The sequence below is a fragment of the Sphingobacterium sp. UT-1RO-CII-1 genome, assembly GCF_026711005.1.
In the GTDB taxonomy this organism is placed as follows: domain Bacteria; phylum Bacteroidota; class Bacteroidia; order Sphingobacteriales; family Sphingobacteriaceae; genus Sphingobacterium.
In genome coordinates, this window is the sequence record NZ_JAPPVJ010000008.1 from 48036 (window position 1) to 68592 (window position 20557).

At 37.6% G+C, this 20557-nt stretch carries 21 protein-coding genes; 10 read left to right on the top strand and 11 right to left on the bottom strand.

What is annotated here, in order from left to right; genetic code table 11:
* The first annotated feature begins 110 nt into the window (after nucleotides 1-110).
* From ORI89_RS16225 to ORI89_RS16265, 10 genes are all read left to right on the top strand, one after another.
* Nucleotides 111-428, top strand: coding sequence for a hypothetical protein (locus tag ORI89_RS16225; RefSeq protein ID WP_268231565.1), 318 nt, complete (start codon nucleotides 111-113; stop codon nucleotides 426-428).
* Nucleotides 429-522: 94 nt separating this feature from the next.
* A complete protein-coding gene (locus tag ORI89_RS16230; RefSeq protein ID WP_268231566.1) occupies nucleotides 523-720 on the top strand; it encodes a hypothetical protein in 198 nt (65 codons plus the stop codon).
* Between the two features lie 20 nt (nucleotides 721-740).
* The gene (locus tag ORI89_RS19310; protein ID WP_442800893.1) at nucleotides 741-1337 is read left to right on the top strand and encodes a CPBP family glutamic-type intramembrane protease; all 597 of its coding nucleotides are present in this window, start codon (nucleotides 741-743) and stop codon (nucleotides 1335-1337) included.
* Between the two features lie 107 nt (nucleotides 1338-1444).
* On the top strand, nucleotides 1445-2113 hold the full coding sequence (locus ORI89_RS16235; protein ID WP_268231567.1) for a CPBP family glutamic-type intramembrane protease: 669 nt from the start codon (nucleotides 1445-1447) through the stop codon (nucleotides 2111-2113).
* 428 nt (nucleotides 2114-2541) lie between these two features.
* Nucleotides 2542-2685 carry a hypothetical protein gene (locus ORI89_RS16240; protein WP_268231568.1) on the top strand — a complete coding sequence of 48 codons (144 nt, stop codon included), beginning with the start codon at nucleotides 2542-2544 and terminating at the stop codon, nucleotides 2683-2685.
* 69 nt (nucleotides 2686-2754) lie between these two features.
* Complete coding sequence (locus tag ORI89_RS16245; RefSeq protein ID WP_268231569.1) at nucleotides 2755-3228, top strand: CPBP family glutamic-type intramembrane protease; 474 nt, start codon at nucleotides 2755-2757, stop codon at nucleotides 3226-3228.
* A 102-nt stretch (nucleotides 3229-3330) separates the two neighbouring features.
* The gene (locus tag ORI89_RS16250; protein WP_268231570.1) at nucleotides 3331-4425 is read left to right on the top strand and encodes a hypothetical protein; all 1095 of its coding nucleotides are present in this window, start codon (nucleotides 3331-3333) and stop codon (nucleotides 4423-4425) included.
* A 149-nt stretch (nucleotides 4426-4574) separates the two neighbouring features.
* Nucleotides 4575-6620 carry a GDSL-type esterase/lipase family protein gene (locus ORI89_RS16255; protein WP_268231571.1) on the top strand — a complete coding sequence of 682 codons (2046 nt, stop codon included), beginning with the start codon at nucleotides 4575-4577 and terminating at the stop codon, nucleotides 6618-6620.
* Between the two features lie 50 nt (nucleotides 6621-6670).
* The gene (locus tag ORI89_RS16260) at nucleotides 6671-7504 is read left to right on the top strand and encodes a glycoside hydrolase family 16 protein (RefSeq protein ID WP_268231572.1); all 834 of its coding nucleotides are present in this window, start codon (nucleotides 6671-6673) and stop codon (nucleotides 7502-7504) included.
* An 86-nt stretch (nucleotides 7505-7590) separates the two neighbouring features.
* The gene (locus ORI89_RS16265; protein WP_268231573.1) at nucleotides 7591-8697 is read left to right on the top strand and encodes a hypothetical protein; all 1107 of its coding nucleotides are present in this window, start codon (nucleotides 7591-7593) and stop codon (nucleotides 8695-8697) included.
* A gap of 146 nt (nucleotides 8698-8843) precedes the next feature.
* On the opposite strand, the gene ORI89_RS16270 is transcribed toward ORI89_RS16265, so the two are convergent.
* The 11 genes from ORI89_RS16270 to ORI89_RS16320 form a co-directional block, all read right to left on the bottom strand.
* Complete coding sequence (locus ORI89_RS16270) at nucleotides 8844-11501, bottom strand: DUF5916 domain-containing protein (RefSeq protein ID WP_268231574.1); 2658 nt, start codon at nucleotides 11499-11501, stop codon at nucleotides 8844-8846.
* A gap of 283 nt (nucleotides 11502-11784) precedes the next feature.
* On the bottom strand, nucleotides 11785-12228 hold the full coding sequence (locus tag ORI89_RS16275; RefSeq protein ID WP_268231575.1) for a BT0820 family HAD-type phosphatase: 444 nt from the start codon (nucleotides 12226-12228) through the stop codon (nucleotides 11785-11787).
* 11 nt (nucleotides 12229-12239) lie between these two features.
* Nucleotides 12240-12548: a hypothetical protein gene (locus ORI89_RS16280; protein ID WP_268231576.1), complete on the bottom strand. Its 309-nt coding sequence runs from the start codon at nucleotides 12546-12548 to the stop codon at nucleotides 12240-12242.
* 6 nt (nucleotides 12549-12554) lie between these two features.
* Complete coding sequence (locus ORI89_RS16285; RefSeq protein ID WP_268231577.1) at nucleotides 12555-12884, bottom strand: hypothetical protein; 330 nt, start codon at nucleotides 12882-12884, stop codon at nucleotides 12555-12557.
* Nucleotides 12885-12898: 14 nt separating this feature from the next.
* Entirely contained in the window at nucleotides 12899-13492 is a 594-nt protein-coding gene (locus ORI89_RS16290) for a 2,3-bisphosphoglycerate-dependent phosphoglycerate mutase (protein ID WP_268231578.1), read from the bottom strand.
* Between the two features lie 43 nt (nucleotides 13493-13535).
* Nucleotides 13536-15875: a ribonucleoside-diphosphate reductase subunit alpha gene (locus ORI89_RS16295; protein ID WP_268231579.1), complete on the bottom strand. Its 2340-nt coding sequence runs from the start codon at nucleotides 15873-15875 to the stop codon at nucleotides 13536-13538.
* Nucleotides 15876-15930: 55 nt separating this feature from the next.
* Nucleotides 15931-16902 carry a ribonucleoside-diphosphate reductase small subunit gene (locus ORI89_RS16300; protein ID WP_442800894.1) on the bottom strand — a complete coding sequence of 324 codons (972 nt, stop codon included), beginning with the start codon at nucleotides 16900-16902 and terminating at the stop codon, nucleotides 15931-15933.
* A gap of 112 nt (nucleotides 16903-17014) precedes the next feature.
* Nucleotides 17015-18463: a leucyl aminopeptidase family protein gene (locus ORI89_RS16305; protein WP_268231580.1), complete on the bottom strand. Its 1449-nt coding sequence runs from the start codon at nucleotides 18461-18463 to the stop codon at nucleotides 17015-17017.
* Nucleotides 18453-19079: a peroxiredoxin gene (locus ORI89_RS16310; protein WP_268231581.1), complete on the bottom strand. Its 627-nt coding sequence runs from the start codon at nucleotides 19077-19079 to the stop codon at nucleotides 18453-18455. Before ORI89_RS16310 ends, ORI89_RS16305 begins: the two co-directional genes overlap by 11 nt.
* 8 nt (nucleotides 19080-19087) lie before the next feature.
* The gene (locus tag ORI89_RS16315) at nucleotides 19088-19549 is read right to left on the bottom strand and encodes a tetratricopeptide repeat protein (RefSeq protein ID WP_268231582.1); all 462 of its coding nucleotides are present in this window, start codon (nucleotides 19547-19549) and stop codon (nucleotides 19088-19090) included.
* Between the two features lie 2 nt (nucleotides 19550-19551).
* On the bottom strand, nucleotides 19552-20148 hold the full coding sequence (locus ORI89_RS16320) for a superoxide dismutase (protein ID WP_326494320.1): 597 nt from the start codon (nucleotides 20146-20148) through the stop codon (nucleotides 19552-19554).
* Between the last annotated feature and the right edge of the window lie 409 nt (nucleotides 20149-20557).

A 20557-nucleotide genomic window follows, 5' to 3' on the forward strand; every position in this document is an offset into this window, starting at 1 on the left:
CGAAGCTAAGTAAAAGTATTTTTAAATACAACCCAGGGTTGTAGGATTAATGGTTATTGAGACGGATATTTGATTTGTACGATATTATAAACTAATAAAGGAGGAAAGTTATGACACAGCTTTTTATAAACATAGACCGTATTAATCTTTTGGACAAATTGATACGACAAAAACGAACCGGTACACCAGATGAGCTATCTGCAAGATTGGGGATATCTGTTTCTAGGCTGTATGTTGTTTTGGATGAGCTTAAAACCTTAGGAGCACCGATTTGCTATTCAAGGCGATTATTGACATACTATTATGAGCAAGAGTTTGCCATTTCTATAGCAGTAAGGATAGAAGAACTTGAAACAAGTCAAACCCGGCATATCTCAGCGGGACAATGTTTTTATACTAATTTTTGTCCCACTACTTTTTTTGTGTAGTGGACGACGGTACTTTAGTGATGTTGATCAACAAGAGCAGGAATCTGAAAAGGCTCACATACTAGAGTAGGGGAAATTTTTAAAATCAAATAAAATGAATAATTTAGAATTAACAAAATTTGGCGTTCAGGAGTTGAAGAAAGATGAGATGATTAATGTAGAGGGAGGGAAGATTCCGTGGAAACAATTGAGAAATTATGGTTCAAAATTTTTAGAATTAGTAGGGGTATATGATGCAATTGCAGATTTTAAAGAAGGATGGGATTCCGTTGACTGCAGCTGTTCGAAATAGAGTATAAATCACCGTTATAAATGTTTAATGAATTTTCAGCTATACGTCAATTACTAAAAATATTAGCTATACATATCCTGCTCGTTATCTCTTGGTTTGTTTTAGTAGATCTAATTTTTGAGCTTAGAAATTTTGAATCAAGTGTAGAAAGAGGCTTTAAGAATTCTCTAGTTTCGTATGTTTTATTTGCATTGGTAATAGGGCCACTGTGGGAAGAGTTTGTTTTTCGGTGGCCTCTTGTACGGAAAAAAAAAATATGGGGGGCTGTTCTGTTAGGTATAGTTTTTTTATTGAGTTTTAAGTTTTTAATACTTAAAATCCTTACAGTAATTTATATTGTTTTTCTTTGTTTACATAGAATAAAAGAAAACTATATTTTAAAATACATCACAATTGGGATGTCAATTTTAGTATTCGGCTTGATGCATATTGAAAACTACTCCTTTAATGATGTGGAGGCTATGAATATTTTCGAGTTTTTTTCTACTTTTTTTTCTCAATTGTTTCTTGGAGCACTTTTGACTTATATAAGATTGAGGTTTTCATTTTTATATGGTGTGATTTATCATATGGTATTTAATGGCATATTATTATGCTTGGGATTGATTTTAATTTAAAAATTATGGGAAAAATAACATCAAATATACGCTGTTTTTTTAGTCGTTTAAGTATGTGCTAATTTTAACTAGTTAGCACATATCTTCATTTTTTTTGGAATAAACTGATGTCATTTAAAGAAAAGCTGAAAGCCGTAGGGCGATTATTTTTGTTGTTTTTTATAATAAATAGTATTCTTGCTATACTTGTTACGCTCATTGATCATTTAGTAGTAGTTAACTATTTAAATCTGCCAAGCTTACAGCAGAGTAGCCCGCTTGATCGTATTAAACTTTTTACGGGTGGACATCTTTTTTATACTTTTTTAATAGTTGTATTATTTGCTCCTTTCATTGAAGAGGTTATTTTTCGTTTATGGTTGTCTTTAAAGCCTCTTCACATATCAATTGCGGTTGTAACACTTGCGCTCTACCTTCTTTTTGTTACGGAAATATATATTATATTTAATTTAAGGTGGTTGTTTATATTGTCAATAGCTATAATGGTAGCTATTATCTTGTATAAGGTTTTAGATCAATTTCCGTTATCGGATATGGTTGTAAAATATATTCCGAAAAAAATATTGGGCATTATTAGCGCAGTGCTATTTGGATTGCTACATATGGTAAATTTTATTCCCCTTAATAATGATATTTGGTTTTTTTATCCGCTGTATGTTCTACCACAAACTGTATTAGGTTTTTTCATTGTGACAATACGCTTTAAATATGGATTTGGCTATGCAGTTCTATTTCATTCGTTCACGAATTTGGTTGCTCTTATCATAGCAAGATAATCCAATAAATAACTTATATTGGACTTTGGATATGCTACTAATTATTGAAATATAAACCGAGCTCGCGAGCTCATGAAGTCATCCAGAAGAGAAAAGTAACTATACTAAAGCCTTTTGGGAGGATTTAGAAGGCTATAATATTCCTTCGCTTGCTGAGGGGATTCGTAAAAAACTAGGTAAAGATTTGAGAAAGTATTAGTCTTTTAGAGATAATAAATATGCTGAAAATTCCAGCAAGTATTGCTATCGATCGATATTGGTTTTGTCCGTTGTTTTATAAACTTTTATGAAATGTTATATATAAACCGAATAAAATGAGTAGTTTAGAAATTAATAAATTTGGGTTCAGCAGTTGGAAGTAAATGAAAAGACTTATGGAAGGTGTGCGGAGAAGTTTATGAAAAACCATATTATATAATTAAGTTATTATGTTAGAAAAATTAAAAGTATTGATGGATCCAAATAGTTTTACTTATAATTTTGTGAAAATTGGATTATTCGCTGTGAGTGCTATTGTTCTATTTGAAGCAGGAAAACTTGTTGGCGGATTTTTAAAGATGATGATTTATTAAATAAACCTATTTAATTGCTGAACATATGGAGGTGTTTTTTCTATATGTTCAGTACTTTACATATGGTAAATGTTTTTAGAAAAAAGTATTTCAGGTTTTTATGAAAGATACGGCCTATTAGGGGCGTTCGTTTTATTTTTTAGTATAAAAATATTAGTAACAGGCTTCTTAAGTTTTTTAGTATCTAATTATATAGGACAAGAATATTTAGCAAACCCAGTTCAAGATAATCCTACATATGCTACTTTCTTTTTGGTAGTTATATTATTTCCTTTTATTGAGACATTAATTTTCCAATATTTGGTTTTCTATATAGGAAGGAAACTAAATATTAAAGATTATCTAACTATTTTGTTATCAACGCTTTTTTTTGCTTTAGCACATCACTATAATGTTGTATATGTTGTGGTTACTTTTTTTTCTGGTTTTATTTATGCTTATGCGTTTTTTTTTCTTTCTAAGAAAGCTAACGATTTAATAGCTTTTTTATTCATAAGCTTTCTTCATATTTTGAATAACTTACTAGCTTTTATTCCAGATTAATTTCTTGAAAAATATAATATAAGACTTTACTGTATCCGTACTTTGAACTACTAATTATTGAAATATAAACCGAGCTTGCGAGCTCATGAAGTGATTTTATATATGAGAGCTATAATATTTTCGATTATTTTACTTTGCTATAGTTATGAGGTTTTTGCCCAAATAAATCTGGCAGATAGTGTTACGAATGAACCCGTAGTGGGCGCTACAGTTTATTCAGATAAAGGTTTGTTTATAGGTATGTCTGATGAAAAGGGAAAGATAGATATAGACAGCCTTAAAAAAGTGGATATAAGTCAAGTTACAATTCAACATGTCGCTTATGAAAACATGACCTTGTCCTACGAGGCATTTACTATGTCAAATAGAATTGTATTAACTCAGCGAAATATCGAGATCAAAGAGATAGTAGTGACTGATAGAAGTCAGGATGACTATGTCGTGTTGAAAGGATATTTTAGAGTCCATGATTTGATGAATGATAAGTCGCGTTATCTTTATGACGGATTGATAGCCTTTTACATTCCATTAAAGGGTAAAGATAGGATAAGATTTCAATTGCTAGAGTATCGTTTGTTTGCGAATGAAGAGAGTCTAGCGGAAGCTAATAAACTATTTGGTAAACTACTATCAGAACGCCCCCAATTACCTACGTTTTCTAGAGAATCTGTCGTAAGGCATTTACCCAAAGGAAATTCCCTTATAGCAGAAGGCGACAAACGGGTAATAAAAGGAGATGGGCTAAATTTAGGTTTCGTTCAGCATACGAAGTCTGGGAATACGCAGGTTTATTTTGATCGTGTGCCACCACAATCAGTGATAAAGCGAAAGCTATTTAGGATAAGAGGGGAACAGTATCGAGGATTGACCATAGAGAATTATAGCCATACCGATCTAGATAACCCAGCTATAGAAAATCTAATTAGTCGTGTCACTTCTCATGTTGGGGCCGTACAGCGAAAGAAGGCCTATGGCTATGTACCAATGGAAAGTTTTTCTGAGTTTTATGTTACAGAACGTTCCTATCTGAGTGAGGAGGAAGTTAAAGATTTAGAAGGCAGCTTCACAAGAAGTATTTACTTGGAAGAAAAAAGTAAGTATACCAAAGCCTTCTGGGAGGATTTGAAAGGTTACAACATCCCACCGCTTGCTGAGGGTGTTCGTAAGCAGCTGGGCAACGAGTTGAAAGAATATTAGTTTTCGTTTCTAAAAACGCTTGTAACAAAAAGCAAACTTATGCACAGTCTTCGTAAATAATACATAGTTTTATGTCGCACTTATAGAACCATATGCTACATCAATCTGGAAAAAATCTAAAACTATCGAAGTTTATCGGGTTATTTATCATGTTTTATTTAATTGTGTACACCGCTGCTGCGCAAGGAGTGAAACAGGTAGTTTGTTTTGGCCAAAACATTACTTTGGGCGGCACGATGTTTATGCCCGATAAAAACAACTATCCTGCGCAATTAGCTGCTATGTTGAATGAAACAGTACAAGTAAGTGTGAACGGAAAAAAGCTGGAAGAATATAGTTCTATGGTTAGTGCCTCAGAATTAGCAGAGTCGATATGGACGTTTCCAGCAGAAAAGGGAGATATGCTGTTAGTGGAGTGGACGAAGGAATTGGCAGATCTGGCAACTGCACCAGAGAATGAAAACCGGGTAAAACAGTTATTGCGTAGCTTATTGGAAAGAGGAGTGCGTTTCGGATTATTATGGACAGGGCTATATCAGGTGGAACCAACAAATTTACAGATAGAAAAACAGAAGATGTTGGATTTAGCTTTTGACTCAGGCTTAGAAGTTTTAGATGTCGGCTCGCTATTAGCAACAGATGACGTGTTGATGACCGCAGACAAGGAATTGACTTCGATAGGTGCATCTGCTATTGCAAAGCGTGTTTATGAGCATGTACAAACCCCGCTAAAAGCTGAACGCACTTATGTGTATCCAGAGGCTAAACGTACGAATTTTAACGGTTATGTAGGAAGTAGTTTTAAATTTAAAGGTAGAGATGCTATTGTTGTTGCACCTAAATTGGTAGCCGAGGGTAAACCTTGGGTGTGGCGGGCACGTTTTTGGGGGCATGAGCCCCAGTTTGATATTGCAATGCTGGAGCGGGGCTATCACGTGGTGTATTGTGATGTAGCAGAACTTTTTGGAAACGAAGAAAGTAACGCCCTGTGGAATGACTTTTATGGAATGCTGCAGGGTAAGGGATTTGCAGAAAAAGCGGTAATGGAAGGTATGAGCCGGGGCGGTATGTATGTGTACAACTGGCTGCTGAAATATCCTGAACGTGTAGCGGCTGTTTATGCAGATGCACCAGTACTCGATCCAAGGAGTTGGCCTGGAGGTAAGGGGGCTGGGAAGGGAAGTCCTAGCGATTGGGAACTTTTTAAGAAAGTATATGGGTTGACTGAGGTAGAAGCATTAACGTATAAAAAAACGCCCTTAGAAAGGGCAGCAGAGGTGGCAAGGACGAGAGTTCCGTTAATACATGTGGTGGGAGATGTGGATGATGTAGTGCCCGTGGCAGAGAATAGCGGAATTTTTGAGCAGCGTATCAAAGCTGCTAAAGGAGATATAACTATTGTTCATAAAGCACATATTGGTCATCATCCACATAGTTTGCCTAATCCGCAGCTTATTGTTGACTTTATACTTCGTGCTGAAAGCCGTAAAATAAATTTTGCTAAGATAGCTGCTCCTGGAGCAGAGTACAGGGTAGGAGCAGGCTGGAAAGAGGGGGCGGGCTGGTGGGGACAGCATGCGGATATTGATAGTCTGTTGCTGGAAAAAGAAGGACAATTGGATGTGCTTTTTGTAGGAAATTCGATAACGCAAGGTTTAGGAGGAAATAGGAGTAAATTGGCCTATAAGCCTGCTGCAAAAGAAATTTTTGAACAGCAGCTACATGGGTATACATGGGAGTCGGCAGGGATTGCAGGAGATCGGACACAGCATGTTTTTTGGCGATTGAAGAATGGAAAGTATAAAAATGCTAAACCTAAAGCAATAGTTTTAACAATAGGGGTTAATAACTTCTTGGACGGCGATTCTGCGGAGGAAATAGCGGAAGCGATCATGGATATTCATAATTGGGTGTTGGAAGAGATGCCCCATACTAAACTCTTTCTGACAGGTCCATTGCCCGTAGGCTTGTCTGTAGAAGACCCTCGTAGAAAGAAGTATGATGCTATACAAGAAATATTGAAAGAGAGCGTTAAAGGTACTAAAGCCATATATATACCTATGACGGATGTGTTTATTCAAGACGACGGAACAATAGCTCTTGAAGATTATTCGAAAGACGGAATTCATCTGAATACAGAGGGGTATAGAAAGTGGGCAGTAGCAATAGGGCAAATTTTAAAGACGAAAAAGTAGTTATTCAGGATTTAAGGAAATAAGAATTATAAAAACTAAGGTAAACGATAATGTTACAGAGGAAATTAGCAACATTAATAGTAGGAGGGCTTTTTATAATGTCTTCATGTGCTGTGACGAACAAAATTGGCGAAAGGAAGCATATTTATGTACAGCAGGAGGGGCGGGAAGATAAAAAATGGAAGTTGGTATGGCAGGACGACTTTAACGGAACAGTAATAGATACAAGCAAGTGGACAAGAATACCGGCAGGTAGTTCAGATTGGAATAGGCACATGAGTATAGATGATGCTTGCTTTAAGATGGAGAATGGAAAGCTGCATTTGTTAGGAATTAATAACCCAGATACAAGCGTGGACCCTCGGCCTTACTTGACGGGAGGAATATGGAGTAAAGGTAAATTTGCATTTCAATATGGACGGGTGGAGATACGTGCAAAACTTGGTAGTGCGCAGGGAGCGTGGCCAGCAATGTGGATGCTGGCCGAGTTGGATAAGTATGGGAAATATCCCAGAAATGGAGAGATTGATATTATGGAGCACCTTAATTTTGATAAAATTATATACCAAACTACACACTCATATTATACGCTGGATTTAGGTGAAAAAACAAACCCGCCCCATCATGGTACTGCACAGATTGATGCAGGAGTTTATAATACATATGGGATAAGCTGGTATCCAGATCGTATTGTTTTCCAATTGAACGGGAAGGATACTTTTACATATCCGCGGGTAGAAGGTGTAGACGCTTCGCAATGGCCGTACGATCAGCCTTTCTTTTTATTAATAGACCAACAGTTGGGAGGAAGCTGGGTAGGAGAGGTGGACAGAAAACAGTTGCCTGTAGAGATGGTGATTGACTGGGTGAAGGTGTATCAGTAAAGATTTTATGTATGGCTGTAATGTTCTTAAACAAGGTTAAATAGGGGTTAGAATATTTAAATATAGGGAGATTTTACACTGTATTTATGAAAGGGTTGTTTTTGGTGTTTGCTCTTTTGTTTTCTCTGTATACTGGTTATGCACAAATTAGGTTTGTCGATCGAGATACAGGGCTGGGGGTTCCTGCTGTCAATATTTACAGTGAGAAAGGAACTTTGCTAGGCTTTACAGATAAAGAGGGCGTACTCTCGCTACTTGAAAACGTAGATCAGAAGAACTTATGGCCTCTTAAGATAACAGTTCAGCATATTTCTTACGAACAGATGAGTTGGGTCATAAACAGTGCTGCGGAAGAGCAGACTTATAGTTTAAGTCCCCGATCTAATATTATTGAAGATATAGCGATCAATGCAACAACACCCAAAGAAGTGATTGTTTTGAAAGGCTACTATCGTTCGTTGGAGACTTTTGATTTGAAGCAAAAGTATTTTGTTGACGGTATAATGGAGTATTATATTCCGATAGCAAAAGGAAAACCTAAGTATAGGCTTTTGGAATATAGAGTTTTTCAGGACTCGGCGCTTTTAAAAGAATATAATGAAAAGATGGGGCCCTTTTTTCAGATACCTAGAGTTCCTAAATTAGTTGAAATAAAGCTGTCGAAACGATTGAGCAAGTTGGACGTACAGGAGGTCGAGAATGGACGGACTGCTTTATTAAAAGAAGGGAAGAAAGTTGGATACATAACACAATCGGAAGAAAAAGGAAGCACACAATTCTATATAGATATGGTATTGCCCGATTCTGTAAAAAAAGAGAAAATATTTAGACTGGAGGCAAGGACTAAAAGTGCTGTACAGATGGAGAATTATTCATCAATGGATATAGAAGAGATCGACTATAGAAATTTACAAAGTATATATCAGAATATAGTTGCTACTATAAAACGAAAGTCGGTTTTTGGACGCATTCCTTATGAAAGTTTAAACGAGTTTTATGTGATTGAACGTTCTTTTATAAGCATGGCTGAATATAAAGAGATTGAAAAAAATCTTGTTAAAAGTATTTATAAAACTGTCGAAAAGAGTAGCTATAAAAACAAGTTTTGGGAGAATCTTGACGAATATAATATTCCACCTGTTCAAGAAGGGTTGCAAGAGAAGCTAGGTGGCAAGTTGCAATTTATTAAATAAGGTTAAATAATTTGTTATTGACTTAGGAACTAAGTCTAAAATGTTTGACGTTAAAGCTTTTTCAACATCACCGAAGAGTTGCTACATAAGGATATTGATAGCATTTTCGGTGATGATTAAAGCGACACATAGTATCTTCGCTGTGTTTATAAGTTAAACCAGTAATTTATCTTCAGCATAAACGTGTTGGTTGCCGGAAGGCCAAACATATGATCGAGGTTGTTTCCCCATCCGGAATAATATCTGGCATCTTGTCCCGAACGGTTGTGTTCCCAAACGAAGTGTATGGTTGAGCCGGGAAGATATTCCCATCGAGCGACTAAGTTGGAGCGAAATTCATTGAAACTGAAATTAGGGTTTTTAAAAGTCATTTTATTATTGCCCTGCTCGACGTGATAGTGATCGTTCTGTTCGGTGATTTCATGGGCTTGAAAAGCCGAAAAGCGATCTTCATAGCGGCTCGCACGTGTGTCGGCAGCGAGCTTGAAATTGTCGTATTTTGCTACCGATGTAAACGGAGATCCGTAATATTGTATGGAAAGGTCGGGTGTTATATTTGTTTGGAAGTTTAATGTAAAGCCGTAGGTCTCTTGTTTCATTCGCCCCATGAGATAGGCTGTCTGATCGCTCCAGTCACTGGATGTAACGGTGTTGACGTATTGCAGATCGTCTGTGTTCTGTGCATAGTTGAGCTGCCCTGTTAGCAGTACATGATTGCCTAAACGTAGGGTTAAGCTAGGGTTGATGGTGTTATAGCTTGTTTCTTGGTTGAAGAAGTGTTGGCCAATGTAATTTAGTTTAAACATTGTTTTTTTAGCACGGTCTGTACTGAATAGGAACTCAGTTTTTATATTAGGATTGTAACGGATATCCGGGCCTCCTCTGAGGCGGCGGCTATCTACGGTGTTCCAGCTGAAAGTTTCTTTGATATCAGTTTCAAAGCGGTGTTTGGTGGTTAAGCTACGGAAACGGATCGCTACGTTGTTGTTGGTTGGGCGACCGCCATAGTTCCATATGTTTTTTTGCGTTAAGTTGATTCCTGCAAAACGAAAAGGCCCCCAAGGGTCGGTTTTTCGGAAAGCGATTTCGCTTTCATTAGCTTTATAATCAGATTCGCGAAGGTAACCGACGTCGTTTAGGTCAAAACCGGGAGATGACCAACTAAAAGTTTGTGAATAATTCCATTGGGCATTGCCTTTCTTCCCCACCTTGACATAACCGCCTGTGCCTAGTAAGCTGTTTTTATCGGGATCGAGGTTGAGGTAGCCAACGCCAGATTCGCGATGGTAATAATGGGTAGCGTTCATTTTGGTGTTCAAGATAGCTTCAGGCGATCCGTTGATCGTGCTGAACATACCTTTGGCATCAATATAGTACAGACGATTGGCAAAGTATTGGGTAAAGTCTATGCCTGTAGTAAAAGCATTCTCAATCATCAGTTCTTTTAAATGATCTTGGTTGCCCAATTTACGATTGACAGAGGTAACCATAGCGCCAAGTAGGGTGTTGCCTTCCCAGTTTTTCTGCACACGTGCTACGGTGTAGTTGGTGAGTGGCTCGGTAATTTCCCGGCTTCCCACGCCATCACGCATGACTTTACTACTGGTTTGTGCTGTAATGCTTTCGAGTAGTCCTACTGTAACACCGTTTTTGTTTGTACCGGTAAGTTTTAAAGCGCCTAAGATAGGAATGTAGGAAGGTGTGCCGGAAAAACTAGTGTTGTTATCAATGTTTTTGGGGCGATAGGTGGGCATAGCACCAATACGCCGGGAATAAAACATCATACCGCCTTCGTTATTGTCAAACTCAAGAATGTGTCGGCCTTCTAAGAAAAAAGGACGTTTTTCATCGTAAAAAGTTTCATAGGCCGAGAGGTTCATAACGGATGGATCTAATTCGACCTGTCCGTAGTCGGGGTTGATGGTTACATCCATAGTAAAGTCGTTGATGGCCGCTTTAAGATCAAGACCGCCACTTATAGTCCCTTTACTTCCTTTTTGGAATGGACTGTTCTCGATTTTAGGATCACGTGTATATTTTGTAAGCACGTGTGGAAGTATTTCTATGCCTCGGGGCTTAGGAAGGTCTGTCATGCCGTGCATTTCGCCAAAAGAAAATACGTGACCATTATTTTTGATGGGAATGAGGCTCCAGTTTTGAACTTCATTGTTTTTACGGATGATACGACGCACATGAAGCCCCCATATACCATCTTCGTTTTTTTGGGTATAACGTAATTGGCTGAAGGGGATACGTAATTCGGCTGTCCAAGAGGAGTCGGCCATGTTAATGTGTGTTTTGCCTTCCCATACCGCATTCCAGCTCAGGTTGACTGATAGTTTGTCGGTGACGGTGAGATCGGTTTTATTGCCACCCAGATTGATATTGAATTCGGAGGCAACACGGTAGTCATGGTAAGTGTCAAAGGCTATGCTAATGAGGTCGCCGTTGCTGTTGTCATCTCGGTTGCCAATGAAAGCATTCATAGTTTCGGGATGTGCATCTTTGCAGTAGACCCCGATATAGATGTTCTCTTGGTCGTAGAATATTTTCATACGTGTCCATGAATCGGTATGTACACGTTCGAAGGGAATGACTTGGGAAAACTTTTCCGACCATTGCCCTTTAGTTTGCCAGAGTTCATCGTCCAGCTTTCCGTCTATTTTTGGCCGCTCCTGATCCAAACGGGTAGCCTGATAGGTTCTTTTGTAGGCATCTGCAAAAGTGACGACTTCTTCCCTTGGGTTTTGCGCATAGCAAAGGCTATGTAAGAATAGAAAAAGTAGAGGGAGCTGGTATTTCATGGATATGTAGTTGAGCTTTTTTAAACGTTGTATATTTTTTAGTTTTTCTTACAATAAACAAAAACTAAATAGTATAGCTGTGTTCAGGTATTTAAGGTTAGTAAAAAAATGACAGACCGAAAATACTAAATTCAACTCAAGAGAAAGATAGTTATCTCGAAAATGTTACGTTATAAGCATTTGTGATTTATCTCTACCGATATTTAGGTGTTGGTAGCAGAAATGTTGAGTGGTAGAATGAAAGGAGACTGTCGTTATGGAAGCCGACAGTCCCTTGTTGTTTTTAGAAAAACCATTTTTTTCGACTCTTTTTTCTTCCATTTCGGTGTGCGTTTTCATTTTTTAGTTGATGTGAAAACTCTTTTCCTTCAGGGTGTAGCATGTTCCAAATGTCGAGCCAACCTAAAAAGCCACCTATATTACGGTCGTCTATGAAGATATCGGCGTCAATCTTTCGGCTAAATCCGCCCTCGATAGTCTCGCCTGGGTAATTTTCATTGATTGCGTAAAAGGTAATATTATTTGCTGTACAAAAATCTACAGCCTCTTCTAATCTTTTACCTTTTCTATAGGTCCACAAAATTAACCGGTGTCCTTTTAGTTGTAACGCTTTTAAGGTGGTGAAACAGTATTCCATTTCTTTGCCTATAGCAGGATACTTATGTTCTACTATTGTGCCATCAAAATCGATAGCAATTATTTTTCCTGTAGTAGCGATAAAGTTCATTGCGTTTGTTTCTATAGTGACTTTTTACTGTATTTTGCTCTAAGTTTTATTTTCTCCTTCTCTCTTTTCAATAGGAGCTCTGCAATAATTTGACCCGATAAAATATCTCTTGTGTTGTTTTCTAAAGCATGGCGAACAGTTTCTTCTGCTACATCAATACGATAAAGTATGCTTAGTAGCTTATTGAAATCAGTAGCTATGAGATTATTGAGGTATTTACTTAACATGTCGAATTGTTCTTGCTTTGATTTTTTATGGAAATCTTGGCTACCGACTTGAAGTTGGTCCACTAAATATGTTATTGCATGTATATCTTCCATAATATGTTAAATCATTTCTTTTAAAGATGGAGAGCTTTGGTAAGACTGGTTTTGTTTTTCTAATATCATGACAGCAGCTATTTGTCCGTAGGATATATGTTGCGCTTTGTTTCTATGAAATATACTTTGAATTTCTTTATCAGAAATGTTAACCCGTTTTAAAATAGATAAAAACTGCCTTCTGTTAAATTGTAGAAGATCATCGAGGTAGTTTGTTAAAATGTTTTTTAGTTGTTGGAACGCTCTAGAATCTACATGGGGTAATTTGTCCGTGTATTTAAGAAAGCCTAGTAGTTCTTCCAGTTGTTCTGTTGTAATTCTTGGTAGTGTATGCATATTGTATGAACTCTCTAATTTTTTTCATTCGGACTTGTGTCAATTTCATAGGTTATGGGTTGTCCCGTTGCTATTTCTGTTTTAAGTATCTCTTGAGGAGTTAGGTGGTCCAGATACATGATTAAAGCCCTGAGGCTATTTCCATGGGCTGCGATGAGGACATTTTTATTTTTCTGTAATTGGGGCAGGATAAATTTTTGATAATAAGGTATTACACGATTGTAAGTGTCCTTTAAGCTTTCCCCTCCTGGAGGCGCTGTTTCAAACGAGCGTCGCCATAGCTGTACTTGATCATCACCGTATTTTTTGGCTGTTTCAGCTTTGTTTAGACCTTCAAGTGTGCCATAAGCACGTTCGTTGAGGGCTTCATCTATGATAACAGGTATGTCTGGCTTTTTTATCGTTTGTAGTATGATTTTTAAGGTATGTTGAGCTCTGATTAGTTTAGAAGTGAACGCAATGTCTATCTGTTCCTTTTCTAGAAATCTTCCGGCTCTTTTTGCCTCCTCTTTACCAATTTCGGTAATATCTACATCTTGCCAGCCTGTGAAACGGTTTTCGAGGTTCCACTGTGATTGTCCGTGACGTACTAAAAATAATTTTGCCATATGCTTTTGTTTTAGAGTGAATATTTAAGTTGTTTTGCTTTTGTCAACTTCCACATGAGATGCATTCATCCATATTATCTAATGAGCAAGAGACCTCGGGCTGTATGCTTGTTGTTGTCTGAGCCTGCTCTACCGTGAATTTAATTGCGTCGGCTGCAGCTTGTGTGCGCAAGTAGTACATGCCGGTTTTGAGTCCTTTTTTCCAAGCATAAAAGTGCATCGATGTTAGTTTTGCTATACTTGGTTCTGCCATAAATAAGTTTAATGACTGTGATTGACAAATGAAAGCTCCTCTATCAGCGGCCATGTCTACGATTGTTTTTTGTTTGATTTCCCAGACTGTTTTGTATAAGTCTTTTAAGGTATCGGGTATTTCGGGTATGTTTTGAACCGAACCATTTTCGGCAATTAATCTGTTTTTCATAGCCGGATCCCAAAGTCCTAGATCTGTTAAATCTTTTAGTAAATGTTTATTGACTACAGCAAATTCGCCCGAAAGTACACGCCTGTTATATATGTTGCTGGTATAGGGTTCGAAGCATTCGTTATTGCCTAATATTTGTGAGGTAGAGGCTGTAGGCATAGGAGCTAGTAGTAGGGAGTTTCGAACACCGTGTTTTATGACTGCCTTTCGTAAAGTCTCCCAGTCCCAGCGGTTAGAGGGGGAGACGTTCCAAAGATCGAATTGAAATTTACCTTCTGACAAAGGAGAGCCTTGGAAGCTTTCGTATGGACCGTTTTCTTTTGCAAGCTCCATAGAGGTTTCCATAGCCGCAAAATACATGGTTTCAAAAATTTGACTGTTCAATATTCTCGCCTCTTGACTTTCAAAAGGTAAACGTAAGAGTAGGAAAACATCAGCCAAACCCTGAACACCTAAGCCAATAGGACGGTGTTTTGAATTGGAGTTGTGTGTTTCAGGAATAGGGTAATAGTTAGCGTCTATGACTTTATTAAGATTCTTTGTTACAATTTTTGTGACTTCATAAAGCTTTTGAAAATCAAATTGTTGATCCGAAACATAGTGTGGTAGTGCTAGCGATGCAAGGTTGCATACGGCCACTTCATTAGAGCTGGTATATTCCATAATCTCGGTGCAGAGATTAGAACTGCGGATTACCCCTATGTTTTTTTGATTAGACTTTTCATTGACAGCGTCTTTGTAGCACATATAGGGAGTGCCGGTTTCAATTTGAGCTTCCAGTATAGCATTCCATAATTCTCTTGCTTTTATTTGTTTGCGGTAGCTACCATCTGCCTCATATTTTTCATAAAGCTTGTTGAAATTATCCCCATATGTGTCGTATAGCCCAATGGCTTCATTGGGATCAAATAGCGACCATAGTGCATTTTCTTCGACGCGCTTCATGAAGAGGTCAGGAATCCAGAGAGCAGGGAAGAGATCGCGTGCTCGCATTTCTTCTTTACCGTGGTTTTTTCGGAGATCAAGAAAGTCAAATATATCAGCATGCCAAGGTTCTAAATATACAGCGATAGCTCCTTTACGTTTACCACCTCCTTGATCAACATAACGTGCAGTGTCGTTAAAGACGCGGAGCATAGGAATAATACCGTTGGAAATACCGCCGGTTCCTTTTATATAACTGCCCGTCGCTCTAACATTATGAATGCTTAAACCTATGCCGCCCGCTGACTGTGAAATTAAAGCACAACGTTTTAAAGTGTCAAAAATACCGGGGATGCTGTCTTCAACCATGCTTAAAAGAAAGCAGGAGGACATTTGAGGCTTCGGGGTGCCCGCATTAAATAAGGTGGGCGTTGCGTGTATAAACCACTTCTCACTCATGAGGTTATAGGTTTCAATGGCTGCTTGAATGTCTTCTTTATGAATGCCTAATGCAACACGCATAAAAAGGTGTTGAGGACGCTCGGTTATTTTACCATCTGTGCGGAGTAAATAAGAGCGTTCTAATGTTTTAAAACCAAAATAATCAAAACTATAATCGCGATCGTAAATGATACTACTGTTGATCTGATCGGCATTTTCTAGAATAATGTCGTAAATCTCTTTAGAGATTAATGGTGCATCGGTATGACTGACGGGGTCTGTGTATTGGTAAAGTAATTTAGCTGTTTCGGAAAATGATTTCAATGTGTTTTTATGGAGGTTGCTTACCGCAATACGGGCTGCAAGAACTGCAAAATCTGGATGAACAGTAGTGTAGGCAGCTGCGGTTTCAGCAGCAAGGTTGTCTAGCTCTGTGGTCGTGACATTATTATATATGCCTTGCACTACTTTTTTTGCAATTTCTATGACGTCATTTTCGGTAACAGAAAGTCCGTATACTAATTTATGAATCCGGGCTGTGATTTTATCAAAATGTACGGCTTCTTGTTTGCCGTTTCTTTTTATTACAAACATTGAATTTCTTTAAAAAGTTGAAAAATTAGATTTTTTTATTTCATTATATGCTGTATTAAAAGTCTTCATCCAACGAAAAGTTCGTGTTGCTTTTTGTTTTTTGACTGACACCGGTCTTTTGATATTCTCCTACACGACGTTCGAAGAAGTTGGTTTTTCCTTGTAATGAAATAAGCTCCATAAAATCAAAAGGATTGGTGGTATTCCAAATTTTTGTATAGCCTAGTGCTACTAAAAGACGATCGGCAACAAACTCGATATATTGGCACATGAGGTCGGCATTCATTCCGATAAGACGGACAGGCAGAGCATCTGTTACAAATTCCTTTTCAATAGTTACAGCATCCGTAATGATTTGTTTGACAGTATTCTCTGATAGTTTGTTTTTCATGTGATTTGTATATAATAAACAGGCAAAATCACAATGTAGACCTTCGTCACGGCTGATAAGCTCATTAGAAAAAGTTAATCCAGGCATTAGTCCGCGCTTTTTTAACCAAAAAATAGAACAGAAACTCCCGGAAAAGAAAATCCCCTCTATAGCAGCAAATGCAATTAATCTTTCGGCAAAATTGTCGCTCTCTATCCAGCGAAGAGCCCAGTCAGCTTTTTTAGCTACGCAGGGAATGGTTTCAATAGCGCGCAACAAGTAATCCTTTTCTATTGGGTCTTTCACATAAGTATCGATAAGCAGGGAGTACATTTCGGAGTGTATGTTTTCTATCATGATCTGGAAACCATAGAAACAGCGGGCTTCGGGATATTGTACTTCTTGTATAAAATTGATAGCTAGGTTTTCGTTGACAATACCATCACTCGCTGCAAAAAAAGCTAGTACGTGGGTTATAAAATAACGTTCGTCTTTGTTTAATTTGTTTTGCCAGTCGTGCATGTCCTGCGATAGATCTACTTCTTCGGCAGTCCAGAAGCTGGCTTCTGCTTTTTTGTAAAACTCCCAGATGTCATTGTGCTGAATAGGAAAAATGACAAAACGGTCTTTATTATCTTGTAAAATGGGTTCAATCATTTTTATGTTTTTTTATTATGAATAACTAATGTGCTGTTGGCCTCGGGCTGTCGCTTACATTTTTTATATGAGTTGCTTACTTTTATGTATCGTATGAACTTTGTCGGGATTTTTACAACCCCTGTAAATCTGTTTTTGTTTTAATATATTGATAGAGTAAACGGATGGGGACAGCAGTGGGACCCTTTTGTCTATAGGATGTACGCTTTTTAATGAAGGCAGCTCCTGCAATATCGAGATGTACCCAAGGGTAATCCGTGAAATGTTCTAAAAATAGAGAAGAAGTACTTACACCTCCGACAGGACCACCAATATTTGATAAGTCGGCAATATTTGACTTTAGTAATGTTTTGTATTCAGGCCATAATGGAAATTGAAGAAGCCTTTCATAAACTTGATCGCCATGATCTTTTAGTTCGTTTATTGTTTTTTGATCATTGCCGGATACGGCTAGCCCATATGGGCCGGTAATGGCAGCGGATGCACCTGTTAAGGTGGCTATGTCAATAACTAATTCGGGAGCAAATCGAGCGGCATACGTTAATGCATCAGCTAGTACGAGGCGACCTTCGGCGTCTGTGTTTTGAACTTCTACCGTTGTTCCGTTCATCATTTTGATTATATCATCCGCTACTAATGCATTTGATGATATTTTATTGTCGGTGGCAGGGACAAGACCAATGATGTGATAAGGAAGTTTGTTTCCTGAAATGGCGGCTATTGTTCCTAAAACGGCTGCACCACCTGCCATATCACATTTCATGGATAACATATTGCCATTTATTTTTAAAGAATAACCTCCGGTATCATACATGATACCTTTGCCTACCAATACCAGTGGTTTTTTATTAATGGCATTATCAGGTTTGTAATGGAAAATGTTGAAAGTAGGAGGAGTTTCGGAACCTTTATTAACAGCAAGTAAACCACCCATTTTTAATTTTTCAATCTGGGATTTATGAAGGATTTCAGTTTGAAAGCCGAAGTGTTTCCCAGCTTCTTTACATAGCAGGGAAAAGCGTAAGGAGTCTAGGTAATTAACAGGTTCGTTGACCAAAGATTTAGCCCATGAAATAGCCTCGGCAAGAATGTTGAGTTCGAGCAGTTTATTTGTAGAGAAGGATTGCTGTGGAATGTAGATGGTGGTTGGTGATTTTGTTTTGTCGGTTTGATACTTATCAAAATCATAGCTACTCAATAGTAAACCCTCTAGAAAAGCATAACGTTCTGTTTCGGTAAGCTGATGTAATCCACGCAATTTGGCTGCGTGGATATTTAGTCGTTGAATTGAATAGTAGAGTGAAGCGCCTGCTGAACGTAGCGCTTCAAGGTCTCTGTTTGGGGTGATGACGAGAAAGTTTTTATGATCTCCGAGAAAGTTAATAACTTCCGTTTTGCTCTTTAAAAAGCTTTCGTGTATGGTTTCAGTAAGTGCTTTTTTAAGCGCATACTGTTTGGTCTGATCGGTAGCTGTAATGATTAAAATATTATCCGTAACAGTTGGTATGTCGCTTTTTTTGGCGTAAGATGTAAAGTGTATGTTTAAGTAGTTATTTTGCATTTTGTTGTTTTAATAGTGCTGTAACTGTTTGTTGTCCAGGTGTCCAGCCGCAACCTGTAAGTTCTTCAGTTTGTAATGCATCTAGGACACGGAGTACTTCTTTGACATTCCGACCTACATTCATTGGGTTGACACTTACCCATTGGATTGTTCTGTTAGGATCAATAATGAAAGTTGCTCGATAGGCTACTTTTTCATCTGCGTCGAGGATGCCCATTTGTTCAGCTAAAGACTTTGACGTATCGGCAAGCATAGGAATAGAGATATTTGACAAGTCTGGATGATTTTGTCTCCAACTTAAGTGGACAAACTCTGTATCGGTAGATGCGCCGATTAAGAGGGCATTGCGTTCTAAAAATGCTGTGTTATTATTGTTGAAATCGATAATTTCGGTAGGACAAACGAATGTAAAGTCTTTTGGCCACCAAAAGAGAACAGTCCATTTTCCTTGTTCTGAAGCGTAGTTCTGGTTGATATCGGTAATTTCAATTCCGTTTTCGGAACTAATGACAGCCTTTTTTGTAAAATTAGGGAGTTTATCTCCGATCGTTAATATTCCTTTTTGTATTAACTGCACCTGTTGGTCGTTTATTAATTTTTTTACTGAATTACACATGGTTTTATCTATTTATAATAGAAGTTGTTTTCTATTAATTGTTCTTTAATTGTTTTGAAAAACTGTTCCTGTTGGATATTTCCACTGTTTATTCGTTCTGCAAGTTCTACATAGTGCAATGAAGCCCTTCTTAATTCTGTTTGTATTTCGTTAATGTCGAGGCTTTTATTACTTGCTAAATGGAGCAGGTAATAAATGTTGCGTTTTGAAAGGTTTTCGGCCTCAGTTATATTACCCAACTCCTCGTAAGTATTAGCTAGATTATTGCAGGAAATGATATATACTTGCATGAATGGAATATTTAATCGTTTACAATCTAACAGATGATTGTTTAGAATTTCTGCTCTGTACAGCGCTTTTTTGTATAGTGATAAAGCTTTTTCGAAATTTCCATTAGTAAAAAAAGTATTAGCAGACGTAGTGAGCGTTTGCCAGTATCTTTCTTCATGATTCATACAGATATCATTCATTTTTAAATTAAATTATCATTAGCAAAGTCCCAGTTAACAATTTCCCAATAATTTTCAACGAATTTTGGGCGAGCGTTACGGTAGTCGATGTAATAGGCATGCTCCCAAACGTCTAGCGTTAAAATAGGTTTTTTGTTTTCTGTGATAGGTGTGTGCGCATCTTTCATAGGGATGATTTCCAGCATGCCTTGGTCGTTTTGAGCAAGCCAAGCCCAGCCCGCTCCAAAGAGTTTAGTTGCTGTTTCTGAAAATTTAGTTTTGAAAGTATCAAAGCTGCCAAAGTCACGAATGATCAATTCTTTGATTTTCCCATGGGGCTGTTTTCCACCATCGGGAGAAAGACAATGCCAGAAAAAGCTGTGATTCCAATGCTGGGCAGCATTGTTGAATAATGCTACATCATTATTCTTAAAAGATTTTTGGATTATTTCTTCTATAGAAGCCTCAGTAAGAGCTGTGTCTTTTACTAATTGGGTGAGGTTGTTAACATAAGTTGCGTGATGTTTGCCATAATGATAATCAAATGTTTCTTCTGTAATTAGGGGTGTTAATGCGTTTTTGTTGTAAGGAAGTTCTGGAAGTTGTTGTGTTATTTTCATGCTTTTTTTGTTTTTAGTTTTAAGATTTTAATTGCTCGTTTAAGTTGATTGATGTGGGCCATTTCTTGTGTGGCTTTCCGCATGTTAACATGCAGTAACTTATCATCTCTAATGTGTCTTTCTAAATGTTTTTTGTTTTCTTCTAATAATTCGATCACATAGTCCATTGTTTAATATCATTGTTTTACAACAAAGGTATTAAAAGTTTATTATAATAAAACTATAAAGTTAGAATATTCTAACTTTTGAAATTGAGATAACATTTTTGGGCAAGAAGAACCTTAAATAACGGGAGGAGAGTTTGGGGTTTTTTAGGGGTTGATGTTTAGAAAAAATGGGGAAGAAGTGGAATAAAAAGTACTCAGAAACTATGTGATGCTGTTCTATATGCTTTTTAACATGATGAGGT

What these genes read in the sequence shown, in the direction of transcription:
- ORI89_RS16240 (WP_268231568.1), top strand. Translation starts at nt 2,542, where the DNA reads ATGTTAGAAAAATTAAAAGTATTGATGGATCCAAATAGTTTTACTTAT.
- ORI89_RS16285 (WP_268231577.1), bottom strand. Translation starts at nt 12,884, where the DNA reads ATGCATACACTACCAAGAATTACAACAGAACAACTGGAAGAACTACTA.
- ORI89_RS16250 (WP_268231570.1), top strand. Translation starts at nt 3,331, where the DNA reads ATGAGAGCTATAATATTTTCGATTATTTTACTTTGCTATAGTTATGAG.
- ORI89_RS16310 (WP_268231581.1), bottom strand. Translation starts at nt 19,079, where the DNA reads ATGTGTAATTCAGTAAAAAAATTAATAAACGACCAACAGGTGCAGTTA.
- ORI89_RS16300 (WP_442800894.1), bottom strand. Translation starts at nt 16,902, where the DNA reads ATGATTGAACCCATTTTACAAGATAATAAAGACCGTTTTGTCATTTTT.
- ORI89_RS16280 (WP_268231576.1), bottom strand. Translation starts at nt 12,548, where the DNA reads ATGGAAGATATACATGCAATAACATATTTAGTGGACCAACTTCAAGTC.
- ORI89_RS16275 (WP_268231575.1), bottom strand. Translation starts at nt 12,228, where the DNA reads ATGAACTTTATCGCTACTACAGGAAAAATAATTGCTATCGATTTTGAT.
- ORI89_RS16290 (WP_268231578.1), bottom strand. Translation starts at nt 13,492, where the DNA reads ATGGCAAAATTATTTTTAGTACGTCACGGACAATCACAGTGGAACCTC.
- ORI89_RS16270 (WP_268231574.1), bottom strand. Translation starts at nt 11,501, where the DNA reads ATGAAATACCAGCTCCCTCTACTTTTTCTATTCTTACATAGCCTTTGC.
- ORI89_RS16320 (WP_326494320.1), bottom strand. Translation starts at nt 20,148, where the DNA reads ATGAAAATAACACAACAACTTCCAGAACTTCCTTACAACAAAAACGCA.
- ORI89_RS16295 (WP_268231579.1), bottom strand. Translation starts at nt 15,875, where the DNA reads ATGTTTGTAATAAAAAGAAACGGCAAACAAGAAGCCGTACATTTTGAT.
- ORI89_RS16305 (WP_268231580.1), bottom strand. Translation starts at nt 18,463, where the DNA reads ATGCAAAATAACTACTTAAACATACACTTTACATCTTACGCCAAAAAA.
- ORI89_RS16315 (WP_268231582.1), bottom strand. Translation starts at nt 19,549, where the DNA reads ATGAATGATATCTGTATGAATCATGAAGAAAGATACTGGCAAACGCTC.
- ORI89_RS16260 (WP_268231572.1), top strand. Translation starts at nt 6,671, where the DNA reads ATGTTACAGAGGAAATTAGCAACATTAATAGTAGGAGGGCTTTTTATA.
- ORI89_RS16255 (WP_268231571.1), top strand. Translation starts at nt 4,575, where the DNA reads ATGTTTTATTTAATTGTGTACACCGCTGCTGCGCAAGGAGTGAAACAG.
- ORI89_RS19310 (WP_442800893.1), top strand. Translation starts at nt 741, where the DNA reads ATGTTTAATGAATTTTCAGCTATACGTCAATTACTAAAAATATTAGCT.
- ORI89_RS16225 (WP_268231565.1), top strand. Translation starts at nt 111, where the DNA reads ATGACACAGCTTTTTATAAACATAGACCGTATTAATCTTTTGGACAAA.
- ORI89_RS16265 (WP_268231573.1), top strand. Translation starts at nt 7,591, where the DNA reads ATGAAAGGGTTGTTTTTGGTGTTTGCTCTTTTGTTTTCTCTGTATACT.
- ORI89_RS16235 (WP_268231567.1), top strand. Translation starts at nt 1,445, where the DNA reads ATGTCATTTAAAGAAAAGCTGAAAGCCGTAGGGCGATTATTTTTGTTG.
- ORI89_RS16230 (WP_268231566.1), top strand. Translation starts at nt 523, where the DNA reads ATGAATAATTTAGAATTAACAAAATTTGGCGTTCAGGAGTTGAAGAAA.
- ORI89_RS16245 (WP_268231569.1), top strand. Translation starts at nt 2,755, where the DNA reads ATGTTTTTAGAAAAAAGTATTTCAGGTTTTTATGAAAGATACGGCCTA.